This is a genomic window from Rossellomorea aquimaris (assembly GCF_000935355.1).
GTDB lineage: Bacteria > Bacillota > Bacilli > Bacillales > Bacillaceae_B > Rossellomorea > Rossellomorea aquimaris_B.
Window position 1 is genome coordinate 19,028 of the sequence record NZ_JXZC01000009.1, and the last position, 13,840, is coordinate 32,867.

Annotated in this window: 18 protein-coding genes; all 18 read left to right on the forward strand. The window is 42.0% G+C overall.

The window, feature by feature from the left end:
• Positions 1-56: 56 nt before the first annotated feature.
• The 18 genes from aroQ to xseB all read left to right on the forward strand — a co-directional run bounded on the left by aroQ (position 57) and on the right by xseB (position 13,838).
• Complete coding sequence (aroQ, locus tag TV75_RS17145; protein WP_044340034.1) at positions 57-515, forward strand: type II 3-dehydroquinate dehydratase; 459 nt, start codon at positions 57-59, stop codon at positions 513-515.
• A complete protein-coding gene (locus tag TV75_RS17150; protein WP_044340035.1) occupies positions 505-1,569 on the forward strand; it encodes a M24 family metallopeptidase in 1,065 nt (354 codons plus the stop codon). Before aroQ ends, TV75_RS17150 begins: the two co-directional genes overlap by 11 nt.
• Positions 1,570-1,607: 38 nt before the next feature.
• The gene (gene efp, locus TV75_RS17155; RefSeq protein ID WP_034757996.1) at positions 1,608-2,165 is read left to right on the forward strand and encodes an elongation factor P; all 558 of its coding nucleotides are present in this window, start codon (positions 1,608-1,610) and stop codon (positions 2,163-2,165) included.
• A gap of 251 nt (positions 2,166-2,416) precedes the next feature.
• Positions 2,417-3,340, forward strand: coding sequence for a stage III sporulation protein AA (spoIIIAA, locus tag TV75_RS17160; protein ID WP_044340036.1), 924 nt, complete (start codon positions 2,417-2,419; stop codon positions 3,338-3,340).
• Positions 3,341-3,856: a stage III sporulation protein SpoIIIAB gene (gene spoIIIAB, locus TV75_RS17165; RefSeq protein WP_044340037.1), complete on the forward strand. Its 516-nt coding sequence runs from the start codon at positions 3,341-3,343 to the stop codon at positions 3,854-3,856.
• 72 nt (positions 3,857-3,928) lie between these two features.
• On the forward strand, positions 3,929-4,135 hold the full coding sequence (gene spoIIIAC, locus TV75_RS17170; RefSeq protein ID WP_034758004.1) for a stage III sporulation protein AC: 207 nt from the start codon (positions 3,929-3,931) through the stop codon (positions 4,133-4,135).
• Between the two features lie 14 nt (positions 4,136-4,149).
• The gene (gene spoIIIAD / locus TV75_RS17175) at positions 4,150-4,542 is read left to right on the forward strand and encodes a stage III sporulation protein AD (protein WP_172655798.1); all 393 of its coding nucleotides are present in this window, start codon (positions 4,150-4,152) and stop codon (positions 4,540-4,542) included.
• Positions 4,543-4,570: 28 nt separating this feature from the next.
• On the forward strand, positions 4,571-5,767 hold the full coding sequence (spoIIIAE, locus tag TV75_RS17180) for a stage III sporulation protein AE (RefSeq protein WP_253275560.1): 1,197 nt from the start codon (positions 4,571-4,573) through the stop codon (positions 5,765-5,767).
• A gap of 18 nt (positions 5,768-5,785) precedes the next feature.
• On the forward strand, positions 5,786-6,409 hold the full coding sequence (gene spoIIIAF / locus TV75_RS17185) for a stage III sporulation protein AF (protein ID WP_044340040.1): 624 nt from the start codon (positions 5,786-5,788) through the stop codon (positions 6,407-6,409).
• Positions 6,399-7,052 (forward strand): stage III sporulation protein AG, encoded by a 654-nt coding sequence (spoIIIAG, locus tag TV75_RS17190; RefSeq protein ID WP_044340041.1) that lies wholly within the window; start codon positions 6,399-6,401, stop codon positions 7,050-7,052. The genes spoIIIAF and spoIIIAG overlap by 11 nt, the downstream gene beginning before the upstream one ends.
• A 14-nt stretch (positions 7,053-7,066) precedes the next feature.
• Entirely contained in the window at positions 7,067-7,615 is a 549-nt protein-coding gene (locus TV75_RS17195) for a SpoIIIAH-like family protein (protein ID WP_044340042.1), read from the forward strand.
• A gap of 314 nt (positions 7,616-7,929) precedes the next feature.
• The gene (gene accB / locus TV75_RS17200; RefSeq protein ID WP_044340043.1) at positions 7,930-8,439 is read left to right on the forward strand and encodes an acetyl-CoA carboxylase biotin carboxyl carrier protein; all 510 of its coding nucleotides are present in this window, start codon (positions 7,930-7,932) and stop codon (positions 8,437-8,439) included.
• A gap of 15 nt (positions 8,440-8,454) precedes the next feature.
• The gene (accC, locus tag TV75_RS17205; protein ID WP_044340044.1) at positions 8,455-9,807 is read left to right on the forward strand and encodes an acetyl-CoA carboxylase biotin carboxylase subunit; all 1,353 of its coding nucleotides are present in this window, start codon (positions 8,455-8,457) and stop codon (positions 9,805-9,807) included.
• A 23-nt stretch (positions 9,808-9,830) separates the two neighbouring features.
• Entirely contained in the window at positions 9,831-10,241 is a 411-nt protein-coding gene (locus TV75_RS17210) for an Asp23/Gls24 family envelope stress response protein (RefSeq protein WP_034758025.1), read from the forward strand.
• Positions 10,242-10,858: 617 nt separating this feature from the next.
• On the forward strand, positions 10,859-11,245 hold the full coding sequence (nusB, locus tag TV75_RS17220) for a transcription antitermination factor NusB (protein WP_044340046.1): 387 nt from the start codon (positions 10,859-10,861) through the stop codon (positions 11,243-11,245).
• Between the two features lie 21 nt (positions 11,246-11,266).
• Positions 11,267-12,133 (forward strand): bifunctional methylenetetrahydrofolate dehydrogenase/methenyltetrahydrofolate cyclohydrolase FolD, encoded by an 867-nt coding sequence (gene folD, locus TV75_RS17225; protein ID WP_044340047.1) that lies wholly within the window; start codon positions 11,267-11,269, stop codon positions 12,131-12,133.
• Between the two features lie 117 nt (positions 12,134-12,250).
• The gene (gene xseA, locus TV75_RS17230) at positions 12,251-13,618 is read left to right on the forward strand and encodes an exodeoxyribonuclease VII large subunit (protein ID WP_044340048.1); all 1,368 of its coding nucleotides are present in this window, start codon (positions 12,251-12,253) and stop codon (positions 13,616-13,618) included.
• Positions 13,605-13,838, forward strand: a complete 234-nt coding sequence (xseB, locus tag TV75_RS17235; RefSeq protein ID WP_044340049.1) for an exodeoxyribonuclease VII small subunit — start codon at positions 13,605-13,607, stop codon at positions 13,836-13,838. Before xseA ends, xseB begins: the two co-directional genes overlap by 14 nt.
• Positions 13,839-13,840 lie beyond the last annotated feature (2 nt).

A 13,840-nucleotide genomic window follows, 5' to 3' on the forward strand; every position in this document is an offset into this window, starting at 1 on the left:
AAGGGTTTATGTTAGAATGTTCATGATGAACATTCTATTTTTTTAGGAGTTTACATATGGTTAAAATTTTGCTTTTAAATGGTCCTAATTTAAATAGGCTGGGTAAACGTGAACCTGATATTTATGGACATGTCACCCTGCCTCAGCTTGAGGAAAAAATATCGAAACAAGCAGAAGATGAAGGTTTTCAACTCTTTTCAGCTCAATCGAACCATGAAGGGGAATTGATTGACTACATACACAAGGCAGAGGATGAAGGATATGGGGGAGTCATATTGAACCCCGGTGCATTCACGCATTACAGCTATGCCATAAGAGACGCAGTGGCTTCGGTATCGGTACCGGTAGTGGAAGTGCATATATCAAATATCCATGCCCGTGAAGCGTTTAGACATCAATCTGTCGTGGCAGCTGAAACGGTTGGCCAGATCGTCGGATTTGGGCTGTTTGGTTACGAACTGGCGTTACAAGCGATCATAAAGAATATTAAGGGAGTGGAATACGATGAAAATTGAACGATTACGCGAGACATTTTCAGGAAACGGAATTGACGGAATTCTCTTGACAAGTACCTATAACCGTCGTTACATGACGAACTTTACGGGTTCATCAGGTGTTGTCTTAATTTCTAAAGAGAAAGCATTATTCATAACAGATTTCCGTTACATCGAGCAAGCAACCGAGCAGGCAGCTGAATATGAAATCGTACAGCATACCGGACCAATCCATGAAGAAGTAGCCAAGCAAGCGAAAAAACTTGGAATTGAGAAATTAGGCTTTGAAAAGAACTACCTGACATATAGTGCGTATGAGAGCTACCGTGAAGTGTTGGAAGCAGAACTAGTCCCGGTATCAGGTCTGGTGGAAAAGTTACGCTTGATTAAGACACCTGAAGAGCTTAAGATAATTAAGGATGCGGCGGATATTGCCGATGCAGCATTTAAGCATATATTAGATTTTATTAAACCGGGTGTGACAGAGTTAGAAGTTTCCAATGAATTAGAATTCTTCATGAGAAAAGCGGGAGCGACATCTTCATCATTTGATATCATCGTTGCTTCAGGTAATCGCTCTGCACTTCCTCATGGGGTTGCCAGTGATAAAGTGATTGAAAAAGGTGATTTTGTAACGTTGGATTATGGTGCATACTATAAAGGATATTGCTCCGATATGACACGTACCTTATCTGTAGGAGAACCAAGTGAGAAATTGAAAGAGATCTATGATGTCGTTCTACAATCACAGCTCCTTGCCATGGAAAAGATCAAGCCGGGTATGACAGGTAAAGAAGCGGATGCTATTGCTCGTGATTACATAACAGAAAAAGGTTATGGTGAGTATTTCGGACATTCACTGGGCCACGGAATCGGCCTTGAAGTCCATGAAGGACCAGGATTGTCCTCCCGTTCCGATGTGGTATTGGAACCTGGAATGATCGTAACGGTTGAACCGGGAGTCTATGTTCCAGGTGTAGGCGGTGTTCGTATTGAAGATGATACACTCATAACAGAAGATTCCAATGAAACACTGACACACTCTACAAAAGATCTAATCATTCTACCATTGTAGTCCCTACACAGGTCTACTAGACAATAGGAGGAAAAAACATGATTTCAGTAAATGATTTTCGTACAGGTTTGACAATTGAAGTCGACAACGGGATTTGGCGAGTAATTGATTTCCAACACGTTAAACCGGGTAAAGGAGCAGCCTTCGTTCGCTCTAAACTTCGTAACCTTCGCACTGGTGCCATCCAGGAAAAAACATTCCGTGCTGGTGAAAAAGTAGGGAAAGCTCAAATTGATAACCGTAAAATGCAATATCTGTATGCGAATGGTGACATGCATGTATTCATGGACAACGAAAGCTATGATCAAATCGAACTTCCTGCTTCTTCAATTGAATATGAATTGAAATACCTGAAAGAAAACATGGAAGTGTCCATCATGATGTATGGAGGAGAAACTCTAGGAGTTGAACTTCCAAACTCAGTTGAATTGAAAGTAACTGAAACAGAACCGGGCATCAAAGGTGACACAGCTTCCGGTGGTTCAAAACCTGCTACCGTTGAAACAGGATTGGTGGTTAACGTTCCGTTCTTCGTCAACGAAGGAGACACATTGATCATTAATACAACTGACGGATCTTATGTATCACGTGGATAAATAATATGAAAAGCCTGAACGGGATTACTCTCGTTCAGGCTTTTTTTTGCATTATGAATTTGTCATGAATCGACATCCCCGTCCCCCTCATCCACCTCACCCCAATTCAAAACCCTTCCAATCCCCACCTCAAATCTTCCAACTCTACTGTCATAATCTTATTTTACTAGAATACATTGTATTATCGGGAAGCATGTATGAAGAGCGACGTCATATATTCCGAAGTGGAACAAGATTAGGAGGTACTTAAAATGCAAGAAGTTCTAGCCTTACTACCCAGCACTATTTCTGACAAAGTCCTGAGCCTTCCACAAGATCTTATTGACCGAATTGAAGAAATAAGGGTTCGTACCAACCGTGTGTTGGAGGTCACGGCCAGGGGGAAACCATATTTTCTTTCTTATACCGTTACCGAGGAAGATAGCGAACAGCTCATAAACAAACTATCCGGGCATTCATTTTATACATTGGAAGAGGAACTGAAGAGAGGCTATATCACAATTGAAGGGGGACATCGTGTCGGCCTTGCCGGAAAGGTTATTCTAGAAGGTGGTGTGGTGAAAGGAATTCGGCATCTGTCTTCCTTCAACATCCGTATTGCGAGACAAAAGCTTGGCATAGCTCAATCGTTATTCCCATATGTTTATGATAATGGCTGGAAGCATACGATGATTATCGGTTCGCCGCAGACAGGGAAAACCACATTGCTCAGGGACCTTGCACGTATGATATCGACGGGCGTCCCGGACAAAGATATCCCCCCGTTTAAAGTCGGTATTGTCGATGAACGTTCCGAAATTGCCGGCTGTGTAAATGGAATCCCTCAGCTGTTGTTCGGGCCAAGGGTTGATGTGTTGGATGCATGTCCAAAAGCTGAAGGGATGATGATGCTGATCCGCTCCATGAGTCCAGACGTCCTGATCGTGGATGAGATTGGCCGGATAGAAGATGGTCAAGCTATCCAGGAAGCCGTTAATGCCGGTATTACCCTTGTGATGACGACTCATGGATCTACATTTGGTGAAGTAGCGAAGAGACCCGTTATCAAGGACATTGTGAATCTTCAAACCATCGAGCGGTTTATTGAACTAAGGAGAGGGGATGAGCCTGGTAAGGTTCATGAAGTGTGGAATGAACATGGTCAATCTCTTCTGGAAAAAGTGAGTGTGACATAAATGATTAAACTAATCGGTGCTGTTTTTATCCTGCTTTCTACTTCCTGGGCTGGTTTCGAAGCGTCAAAATATTTAACGGAAAGACCGAGGCAGCTACGGTTGTTGAAGGTAGCCCTTCAGTCATTGGAAGCAGAAATCACTTACAGCCATACCCCCTTGCATGAAGCATCAAGAAAGATCTCCAAGCAGCTGCAAAAACCTGTTTCTTGGTTCTTTGAAACATTCTCAAAGAAATTGACGGAACGGGAGATTTCAGTGAAGAAAGCGTGGGAAGAAAGCCTGACTGATATATGGAAACTAACGGCTTTTAAAACAGGTGAGTATGAGATCCTCAAACAATTCGGAGAAAACCTTGGCAAACACGACATGATGACGCAACAGAAACATATACAGTTAGCGCTAAAACATCTGGAAAGAGAAGAATTGGAAGCCATTGAGAAGCAGAGGAAGTATGAAAAGATGACAAAGAGTTTAGGCTTTTTATCGGGTTTATTACTGATCATTCTATTACTTTAACCATGATCCATACCATTTATAAATACCGATCGCTTGCGGGAACAGCTTATAGAAACCAGGAGGGAAACAAATATGGGAATTGATGTGGATATTATTTTTAAGATCGCAGGGGTAGGGATTGTGGTGGCCTTTTTGCATACGATTTTAGATCAAGTCGGAAAGAAGGAATATGCACAGTGGGTTACCCTCTTTGGATTCATCTATATTCTGTTTATGGTGGCCTCGATTGTCGATGACTTGTTCCAGAAGATTAAATCAGTCTTCTTATATCAAGGATAGAGGGGGCGTCCGCGATTGAAATCATTCAAATTGTTGGTATAGCACTGGTAGCGACTTTTCTGGCTTTGATCGTGAAAGAACAGAAACCCAATTTTGCTTTTTTGCTTATTGTGTTTGTTGGATGTTCAATTTTTTTGTTTCTGATCGATCAAATCTACTCCATCATTCATATGATTGAGAAACTTGCTGCAAATGCAAATGTAAATATGGTGTATGTAGAGACCATTCTCAAAATTATCGGCATCGCCTACATAGCGGAATTTGCTTCTCACATTACAAAAGATGCCGGGCAGGGGGCACTTGCGGCGAAAGTGGAACTTGCAGGGAAAATCTTAATTTTAGCAATGGCGGTACCTATCCTAACAGTGATCATCGAAACGATTATCAACATGATCCCAACTGGATAAGCGAAACGTTAAGAGGTGGAAAAAATTGTTGCCATTACATCGAATACTCGTCATAGCACTCGTAATCTTTTTCATTGGCGCCTCTAGTGGACAAGCAGAAGAAGGGGATGAACAGAATCCTCCTGATTCAACAATTCAGCAGCATATGATTGATCAACAGATAGATCAGTTAGGAATTGAAGAATTAAAAGGGTTCTGGAATAGCATCGTCGACCAATACGGCGGCTATCTTCCTGAAAGTCAAAAAGGCAGTTTGGTTGATTTCATAAAAGGAGAAAAAGAGTTTTCTTTTAAAGCATGGTTCAGTGGGATATTCAAGTTTGCCTTCCAGGAACTTGTGATGAATGGAAAGCTATTAGGAACACTGATCATGCTCACGATCTTCAGTATGTTTCTCCAATCCCTGCAGAATGCATTTGAAGGAGGGAGTGTGAGCAAGGTTGCATACAGTATTGTCTTCATGGTGTTGATCATCATCGCCCTTAATAGTTTTCATGTGGCGATCGATTACACCCGGGATGCCATTTCCACCATGATTCACTTCATTATCGCCCTCATCCCGCTAATGTTAGCTCTCATTGCCGCTTCTGGAGGAGTTGTGTCTGCAGCATTTTTCCATCCGGTGATTATCTTTTTAATGAATACAAGCGGTTTATTGATTCAAAATGTCGTTCTCCCCCTGCTATTCCTGGCGGCCCTTTTGAGTATTGTAAGTACCCTTTCCAGTCATTATAAAGTGACGCAGCTGGCCCAGTTATTACGTACATGGAGCATAGGGTTACTAGGAGCCTTCATGACCGTTTTCCTTGGTGTTATATCCGTCCAGGGAGCAACGGCAGCGGTGACAGATGGGATTACCATTCGGACAGCGAAATTTGTGACAGGGAATTTTGTACCTGTGATCGGAAGGATGTTCACAGACGCCACCGATACAGTGATCAGCGCTTCCGTTCTGTTAAAGAATACGGTGGGAATCGCTGGTGTGGCCATTGTTCTTATCATTGCAGCCTTTCCGGCAATCAAGATCCTCATGATTGCGTTTATTTATAAATTAGCAGCGGCACTACTGCAACCACTCGGTGGCGGGCCGGTGATTGAATGTCTCGATATCATTGCGAAAAGTGTGATTTATGTCTTTGCGGCCCTTGCCATTGTGTCCTTTATGTTCTTTTTGAGTCTTACTGTCATCATTGCAGCAGGAAATATCACGATGATGATGCGATAAAGAGGAAGGAGTACCGTCATGTCATTTCTCACCGATTGGATTACAAATATCATAATCTTTGTTCTCTTAGCCACCGTCATTGACATGCTTCTTCCAAGCTCCAATATGCAAAAATATGCGAAAATCGTGACTGGCTTATTATTGATCACTATCATCCTGACACCATTGTTTAAATTGATGGCAACCGATTTTGATAAGGTGCTCGAATCAGTTGATATAAATGGAGATTCCCGGAATAATTCAGTAGAAAATTTAATAGAAATGAAGAAAAAAGAAATACAAGCCTCACAACGTGCATATATTTTAGAACAGATGGCTGTCCAAATGAAACAACAAGCTGAAAAGGAGATGATGGATGAACACGGTAAGGTCATTGAGAAGGTTATGGTAAAAGCAGATGATTTGGAGAATGTCCCGGATAGTATCACAGAAGTGACAGTGATTGTAAAAGAAAAACAAGAAAACACCACGATTGAAACTGTTCAGAACGTGGAGATCGATACGGGAGCTGAGCGGAGAAAGAAAATGCCTGAAGAAAGTACGTCCCAAATGGCCTCCTTACTTGCCAAGCAATGGAATCTTACACCAGACAAAATAATCATTACAGTTGAAGGGGGGACTGGGGAAGCCGATGAACTTTAATAAAGGTCCGCTTAACGCATTGAAGGAATGGCTGTCAAAGGAAAATGCGAATTCACCGCCAAAGGATAAAAAAGGAAATAAGTTTCAATACTTTCTCATTGTGCTACTAATAGGTGTCGCCTTTATGCTGATCAGTGATCTTTGGGGCAAGGATAGCAGCTTAGAGGTCTCGAAATCAGTAGACGAAGAAGTTCCTGAAGAAGTCGCTACATTCGGCTCAGGCCATAAGGAATCTGATGGCTCTATGAGAGGGTACGAAGATCAATACGAAAACCAACTGAAAGAAGCCCTGGATCAGATTGTCGGGGTGAGTGAAGTGCATGTTGTGGTCAATGTAGAGGCAACTGAGTCAAAAATATATGAAAAGAATGAATCCACACAGTCACAAACAACCTCAGAAGAAGATAAGCAAGGTGGAAAACGATCGATAGAGGATAAATCACAAGAGGAAGAAATGGTCATCGTGAGGGATGGAGAGAAAGAAGTTCCCATTGTGAAAGAAACTAAAAAACCTAAAGTCAGCGGTGTCCTTGTTGTAGCAAAAGGCGCCGATAATATACAAATCAAAAAATGGATCATAGAGGCTGTTACCCGTGGATTAGACGTACCAAGTCACCGGGTATCGGTTCTGCCCAAAAAATAAGGGGGAAATGATAGATGTTACTAAAAAAACAAACGGTTTGGTTATTAACGATGTTGAGTCTTGTGATCGTGCTATCAGTATACTACATTACTTCTCCAACGCAGCAAGTGACAGATATGGCTTATGAAGAAAAGGACGGAAAAGAACAAGCCAAGGAAGATGGTAAAGAAACCATGTCTGATATGGAAGTGGTAACGGACGCTGCTGGAAATGAAATGTTTGAAGCATTAAGAATTGAAGTATTGGACCAACGCGAACAGCTTCGTGAAGAATTAGAAGCAAAAGTAGCCAACGCCGATGTATCAGCAGAAGAAAAGAGTGCCGCCTATGAAGAAATGGAAAACTTGAGAGAGTTAGCCATGACAGAATCTGTTTTAGAGACAATGATCAAAACAATGGGTTACGAAGATGCCTTAGTCAGAGCTAACGGTGAAAACATCCGTATTACCGTGAAGTCCGACAAAGAACATTCAACAGCCGATGCGAATGAAATCATCCGCCTCGTGATGAGTGAAGTGGGACAAATGAAGCCTGTAGCAGTAGAGTTTCAGCCAACAAATTAAACTAAAATAAAGCCACTCAAAGAATTTCCTTTGAGTGGCATTTTTTTTTTTGAAGGACGAAGTTTAATAGGCTTCAGGGGCTGCATTTCTGCCATAAAATGACTTCAAACTCTATAAATACTGACTCGTAATAACAGAGAAATAAAAAATCCTTTCTATTATTTTATTTTTTCAGCGAAAAGGTCTAGAATAGAGAGTAGAGTTGTATGCGCTTTACAGAATGGTAGGAATCACATATTGAATTTATACGAGGTATTATCGTATGATATTAGTAGCTAGTCATAATTTTTAAAACTATAAGAGGGGTGTCAACCGTGTTAAAAATCCAAGAAATTCGTGAAATAATCAAACTTGTAAGTCATTCTAGTGTTGATGAGTTTACATACGAACATGAGGGTTCGAAAATAAAACTTAAAAAGAGCAATGGTGTTACAGTAGCTGCGCAACCGCAAGTTACTCAAGCAGCTGAAGAAGCGAGACCTGCAGCTCAAGCTGTACAACAGGCTCCGGCACCTGCACAGGAGGCAGCTCCTTCTGTAAATACAGAAGCAAAAGAAGCTCCACAAGCAAAAGAAGATGCAAACCTACATAAAATCACGTCTCCTATGGTAGGGACGTTCTATCAATCTTCCTCTCCTGAAGCAGGTCCATATGTTAAAGTTGGGGATAAAGTCGATGAAAGTTCTGTCGTATGTATCGTAGAAGCGATGAAACTATTTAATGAGATTGAAGCGGAAGTAAAAGGTGAAATCACTGAAATCTTAGTAAAAGACGGTCAATTAGTTGAATATGGACAGCCGTTATTCTTGGTCAAACCTGAATAAGGAGCGAAAATAGATATGATAAAAAAGGTATTAATCGCCAATCGAGGAGAAATTGCGGTACGTATTATTCGTGCATGCCGAGATTTAGGCATCGAAAGTGTAGCCGTTTATTCTGAAGCAGATAAAGAAGCCCTTCATGTTCAATTAGCAGATGAAGCTTATTGTATTGGGCCAACTGCATCGAAAGACAGCTACCTGAACTTTACAAATATCATCAGCGTGGCAAAACTGACAGATTGTGATGCCATTCACCCAGGTTATGGTTTTTTAGCGGAGAATTCTGATTTTGCAGACCTGTGCCGCGATTGCAATATCATTTTCATTGGTCCTTCACCAGAAGCGATCTCGAAGATGGGGACGAAAGACGTGGCTCGTGAAACTATGAGGGAAGCGGGCGTTCCCATTGTACCAGGCTCAAAAGGAATTGTGAAAGATGCAGAAGATGCTGTACAGCTTGCGGAATCCATGGGATATCCTGTCATCATCAAAGCCACTGCCGGTGGTGGAGGAAAAGGGATCCGTGTGGCAAAAAGCCGGGAAGAGCTTGTTAAAGGAGTGACAATCACTCAGCAAGAAGCCATGACTGCATTCGGTAACCCTGGTGTTTACATTGAAAAATTCATTGAAGACTTCAGGCATGTGGAAATCCAGGTACTGGCTGATAATTTCGGAAACGTGATCCATCTTGGAGAACGTGACTGTACGATTCAGCGCCGCCTTCAAAAACTGATCGAAGAAACACCGTCACCTGCTTTAACCGAAGAAATTCGTGTTAAAATGGGGGAAGCAGCAGTAAAAGCAGCCAAAGCGGTTGATTATACTGGTGCAGGCACGGTAGAATTTATATATGATTACGTTAATCAAACATTCTACTTTATGGAAATGAATACCCGTATACAAGTGGAGCACCCTGTTACGGAACAGGTCACAGGTGTCGATTTAATTAAGGAGCAGATTCTCGTGGCATCAGGAGAAAAGCTTTCTCTTACACAAGAAGAAGTAACATTCACTGGCTGGGCCATTGAATGCCGTATTAATGCAGAGAATCCAGAAAAGAATTTCATGCCTTCAGCGGGCCGGATTGAAATGTATCTTCCACCAGGCGGGATTGGCGTAAGAATCGACTCAGCCGCATATCCTGGATATATGATCCCTCCATATTACGATAGCATGATTGCCAAAGTGATTACCTATGGAGCGACACGTGAAGAAGCGATTTCAAGAATGAAACGCGCCCTAAGTGAATTTGTCGTTGAAGGTATATACACAACCATTCCGTTCCATTTGAAACTATTAGAACATGAAACCTTTGTTGGTGGAGAATTTAATACGAAATTCTTAGAGAAATATGAAGTAATGAAATCCTAGTGTGAATTCAGGAGGTGCCTTAAATGGCGGAAAATCAAAACCTTTTACAAATGTCTCACGGTAAAGACGGTCTTGGGAAAATTGAAATCGCACCTGAAGTGATTGAAGTGATTGCAGGTATCGCAGCTTCAGAAGTTGAAGGCGTATCACAAATGCGTGGGAACTTCGCAACAGGTGTCGTCGAGCGTCTCGGAAAGAAAAACCACGGTAAGGGCGTCAAAGTGGAGCTTGCCGAAGAAGGAATCATCGTGGATGTTTACTGCATCATGAAATTCGGTGTAGCGATCCCGACGGTCGCTCAAAAAATTCAAGACAACATCCGTCAAGCCTTGTTGAACATGACTGCTTTAGAAGCAGATGAAGTAAATGTTCATATCGTAGGCGTTCAATTTGAAAATCAAAAATTTGAAGCTGAAATTGAAGACGAAATGTAATTGAGAGAACGGTCCTTTAGGGGGCCGTTCTTTTTTGTGTGGGTTTGTTTCTGAATTGGTGTTTTTTGTAAATAGGCTGGATTATTGCGTGAATCGGCCGGATTATTTCCAGAAACGGCTGGATTCCTGAAGGTTTCGGCTGGATTTTTCATCAAAAAGGCTGGAATTATTGAAAATTCAGCCGGATTCATCTCAAGGGGTGTTGGGACACGCATAGTTGAGACTCGATTTACGTTTTTCCTCTGGGCAAAGCCCCTCCGCTTTTCTGGTTGTCCAGCTCCGGCGGGTAGTCCCTCGAGGTCATTTCTTGAGACTCCCCAAAGGCAAAGAACGCCTTCAGGGAGTCTCAAGAAATGCTTGTCGGGCCTGACCAACCCGCCTCCGCTTTTCTACTTGTCCAGCTCCGGGGCTTAGAGGCTCGAGGTCATAAGTCAAACCTGCCAAAAAGGCAAAGAACGCCTTTCCGGCAGGTTCGTCTTATGCTTGTCGCCTCTGGGCAAAGCCCCTCCGCTTTTCTTTCAGAATATTGATTTTTTTACATAGGCGTGCGTATTGCCCTTAGTTTGTGCTATTATCAAAGGTATGAAAATTGATGGATTAAAAGGAGTAAATATAAGATGAAGAGAAGAGTTGCTCGTGAAAAGGCCTTACAAGCGTTATTTCAAATAGATATGAGTGGGATTGAGCCTGAAGTTGCATTAACTAATGTACTGGAGGAAGAGGAGAAGATGGATGCCTATCTTCAACAGCTTGTTCTCGGTTTTATCGAGAATCAGGAACGTATCGATGGGCACATTCGTGAAAACCTCGAGAAATGGTCCTTTGACCGCCTGGCAAAAGTAGATCGTAACATTTTGCGTTTAGGAGTGTATGAACTGCTGTTTGTAGAAGATGTTCCGAATAAGGTAGTCATCAATGAAGCGGTTGAAGTTGCAAAGATCTTTGGTGATGACCAATCCAGCAAGTTTATAAATGGTGTTCTTTCAAAGGTAAGTCAATCTTAACAATGGTTGGGGGCGAGTGGAATGTCAGCTTCTATAATTGATGGCAAACTCATTGCAGGTCATTATCGTGAACAATTAAAAAGTCAGATCGGGGAGCTGAAGGAAAAGGATGTCACTCCAGGCCTGGCTGTCATCCTGGTAGGGGATAACCATGCTTCTCATTCATATGTCAAAATGAAGAGAAAAGCGTGCAGTAATCTTGGGATTCATTCAGAGCTTTATCAATATGAATCCAGTTTGACTCAAGATGAACTGCTGAATAAAATTGAAGAGTTAAATGAACAGAGCCATATTCATGGAATTCTGGTCCAACTGCCTCTCCCTGAGCATATTAATCCAATAACGGTGATTGAAACGATTTCCCCATCTAAAGATGTGGACGGGTTTCACCCTGTTTCCATTGGGAAAATGGTGACCAATCAAGATACCTTCTATTCCTGCACGCCACTTGGAATCATGAAGATGCTTGAATATGAAAAAATTTCAGTAGAAGGTAAACACGTCGTGATTCTAGGAAGAAGTAATATTGTCGGGAAGCCGGCAGGCCACTTATTCTTGAATCGAAATGCGACGGTTACGTATTGTCATTCGAAAACAAAGAATATGTCCTTCTACACAAAGCAAGCTGATATTATCGTATCAGCGGTAGGAAAAGCGAATTTAATCGGCGCAGAAGACGTTAAACCTGGAGCCGTCGTCATTGACGTCGGAATGAACCGTGATGAAAACGGCGGACTTTGTGGAGATGTGAATTTTTCAGAAGTGAAGGAAAAGGCCGGAAAAATCACACCGGTTCCTGGTGGGGTCGGTCCTATGACCATTACGATGTTACTGTACAATACAGTGAAATCTGCAGAATGGGCCACTCTTAATCGCCAAAACCGTTAAAAAATAGTACACTATAGGTAACATAACACGGAAAGGGACAGCTAATCGCTGGTCCCTTTCCGTATTCCTACATAGAAAGCCTTAACAAAATGCCAGGGGAAAAGGAGTCACTTGAGCATGGAACTCGATCAATCACGTTATTTAACGGTACAAGCTCTGACAAAATACATAAAGCGTAAATTCGATAGAGACCCCCATCTGTCCAATCTATTTGTTCGTGGGGAAATCTCTAATTTCAAAAGGCATTCAAGTGGACACATGTATTTTACCCTAAAGGACGAAAAAGCACGTATCTTGTCTGTCATGTTTTCAAGTAATAATCAATCACTGAAATTCATACCCGAAAATGGAATGAATGTGTTGATCCGGGGAGATATTTCTGTTTACGAATCAGGCGGTCAATATCAGATCTATGTAAAAGAAATGCAGCCTGACGGAATCGGTGAGCTATATTTAGCCTATGAGCAGCTGAAAGAAAAGCTCGAGAAAGCAGGTTATTTTGATCAAAGCAGAAAACGGATGATCCCTAAGTTCCCGAAGCGGATAGCCGTTGTTACCTCCCCAACAGGTGCTGCCGTCAGAGATATTATCACAACCATCAAAAGGAGATATCCAGTGGGAGAAATCCTCGTTTTTCCTGCTTTGGTTCAAGGTGATCAAGCGGCAGGGTCGATTACCGGAGCAATGAGGAAGGTTAACGATCTGGGAGATATAGATGTATTGATTATTGGCCGTGGCGGTGGCTCTATTGAAGAATTATGGGCGTTTAACGAAGAAATCGTGGCCAAAGCAATCGTTGAGTCGAAAGTTCCGGTTATTTCTGCTGTAGGACATGAAACAGACTTTACGATTGCTGACTTTGTAGCCGATTTAAGAGCCCCTACCCCAACAGCAGCGGGAGAATTAGCTGTCCCCCACATTGATGATTTGCTGGAAAGAATCATGAATCGTAAATTACGACTGATTAAATCTTTTAAAACAAAGCTTCAAAGTGAGCGCAGCCGCTTAAATGGTTTAACTAAGTCCTACGCTTTACGAAATCCGCGTAATCTGTATCAACAAAAAATTGAAAAAGTCGACCGGCTGACTGATCAGCTGCAGAAAAATTTAAGCTTGCATGTGAAACAAAACCGGGATCAATTGTCCGGGCTCCATTCAAGGCTGCAGCGTGTTCACCCATCACAACTCATCACCATACAGCATGAACGGGTCTTATTTATGCAAAGAGTGCTTGAGAAGCAATTTAAACAAGTGCTGAAAGGAAAAAATCATCGTTTCAGCTCAGCACTGTCCACTTTACATGCCCTCAGTCCGTTGAAAATCATGGACAGGGGATACAGCCTGGTATATCAGGATGAAGGTACATTGATCAAATCATCTCAGCAAGTCAAAGCTGGTGACCGTCTCGAGATAAATGTCAGGGATGGAAAAATAAATTGCGAAGTTGAATCCGTTGAGGAGCGTGAAAATAATGGCAAAGTCTAAAGAAGAACTATCATTTGAAACTGCTATGGAACAACTGGAAGAAATTGTTGAGAAATTAGAAGAGGGAGAAGTTCCGTTAGAGAAAGCGTTAGAATATTATCAAAAAGGAATGGATCTTTCAAAATACTGCCATGATACGTTGCAAAAAGCTGAAAACCAATTAACGAAAATGATGACAGATGAAGGGGAAAAAGCCTTCGATCTGAATGAGGAGGAATAAAG

Excerpts from the sequence above, each read along its gene's own strand:
- TV75_RS17210 (WP_034758025.1), top strand. The coding sequence starts at position 9,831 with ATGGCGGAAAATCAAAACCTTTTACAAATGTCTCACGGTAAAGACGGT.
- spoIIIAC (WP_034758004.1), top strand. The coding sequence starts at position 3,929 with ATGGGAATTGATGTGGATATTATTTTTAAGATCGCAGGGGTAGGGATT.
- TV75_RS17195 (WP_044340042.1), top strand. The coding sequence starts at position 7,067 with ATGTTACTAAAAAAACAAACGGTTTGGTTATTAACGATGTTGAGTCTT.
- spoIIIAA (WP_044340036.1), top strand. The coding sequence starts at position 2,417 with ATGCAAGAAGTTCTAGCCTTACTACCCAGCACTATTTCTGACAAAGTC.
- TV75_RS17150 (WP_044340035.1), top strand. The coding sequence starts at position 505 with ATGAAAATTGAACGATTACGCGAGACATTTTCAGGAAACGGAATTGAC.
- efp (WP_034757996.1), top strand. The coding sequence starts at position 1,608 with ATGATTTCAGTAAATGATTTTCGTACAGGTTTGACAATTGAAGTCGAC.
- aroQ (WP_044340034.1), top strand. The coding sequence starts at position 57 with ATGGTTAAAATTTTGCTTTTAAATGGTCCTAATTTAAATAGGCTGGGT.
- nusB (WP_044340046.1), top strand. The coding sequence starts at position 10,859 with ATGAAGAGAAGAGTTGCTCGTGAAAAGGCCTTACAAGCGTTATTTCAA.
- accC (WP_044340044.1), top strand. The coding sequence starts at position 8,455 with ATGATAAAAAAGGTATTAATCGCCAATCGAGGAGAAATTGCGGTACGT.
- spoIIIAB (WP_044340037.1), top strand. The coding sequence starts at position 3,341 with ATGATTAAACTAATCGGTGCTGTTTTTATCCTGCTTTCTACTTCCTGG.
- spoIIIAG (WP_044340041.1), top strand. The coding sequence starts at position 6,399 with ATGAACTTTAATAAAGGTCCGCTTAACGCATTGAAGGAATGGCTGTCA.
- xseB (WP_044340049.1), top strand. The coding sequence starts at position 13,605 with ATGGCAAAGTCTAAAGAAGAACTATCATTTGAAACTGCTATGGAACAA.
- xseA (WP_044340048.1), top strand. The coding sequence starts at position 12,251 with ATGGAACTCGATCAATCACGTTATTTAACGGTACAAGCTCTGACAAAA.
- spoIIIAF (WP_044340040.1), top strand. The coding sequence starts at position 5,786 with ATGTCATTTCTCACCGATTGGATTACAAATATCATAATCTTTGTTCTC.
- folD (WP_044340047.1), top strand. The coding sequence starts at position 11,267 with ATGTCAGCTTCTATAATTGATGGCAAACTCATTGCAGGTCATTATCGT.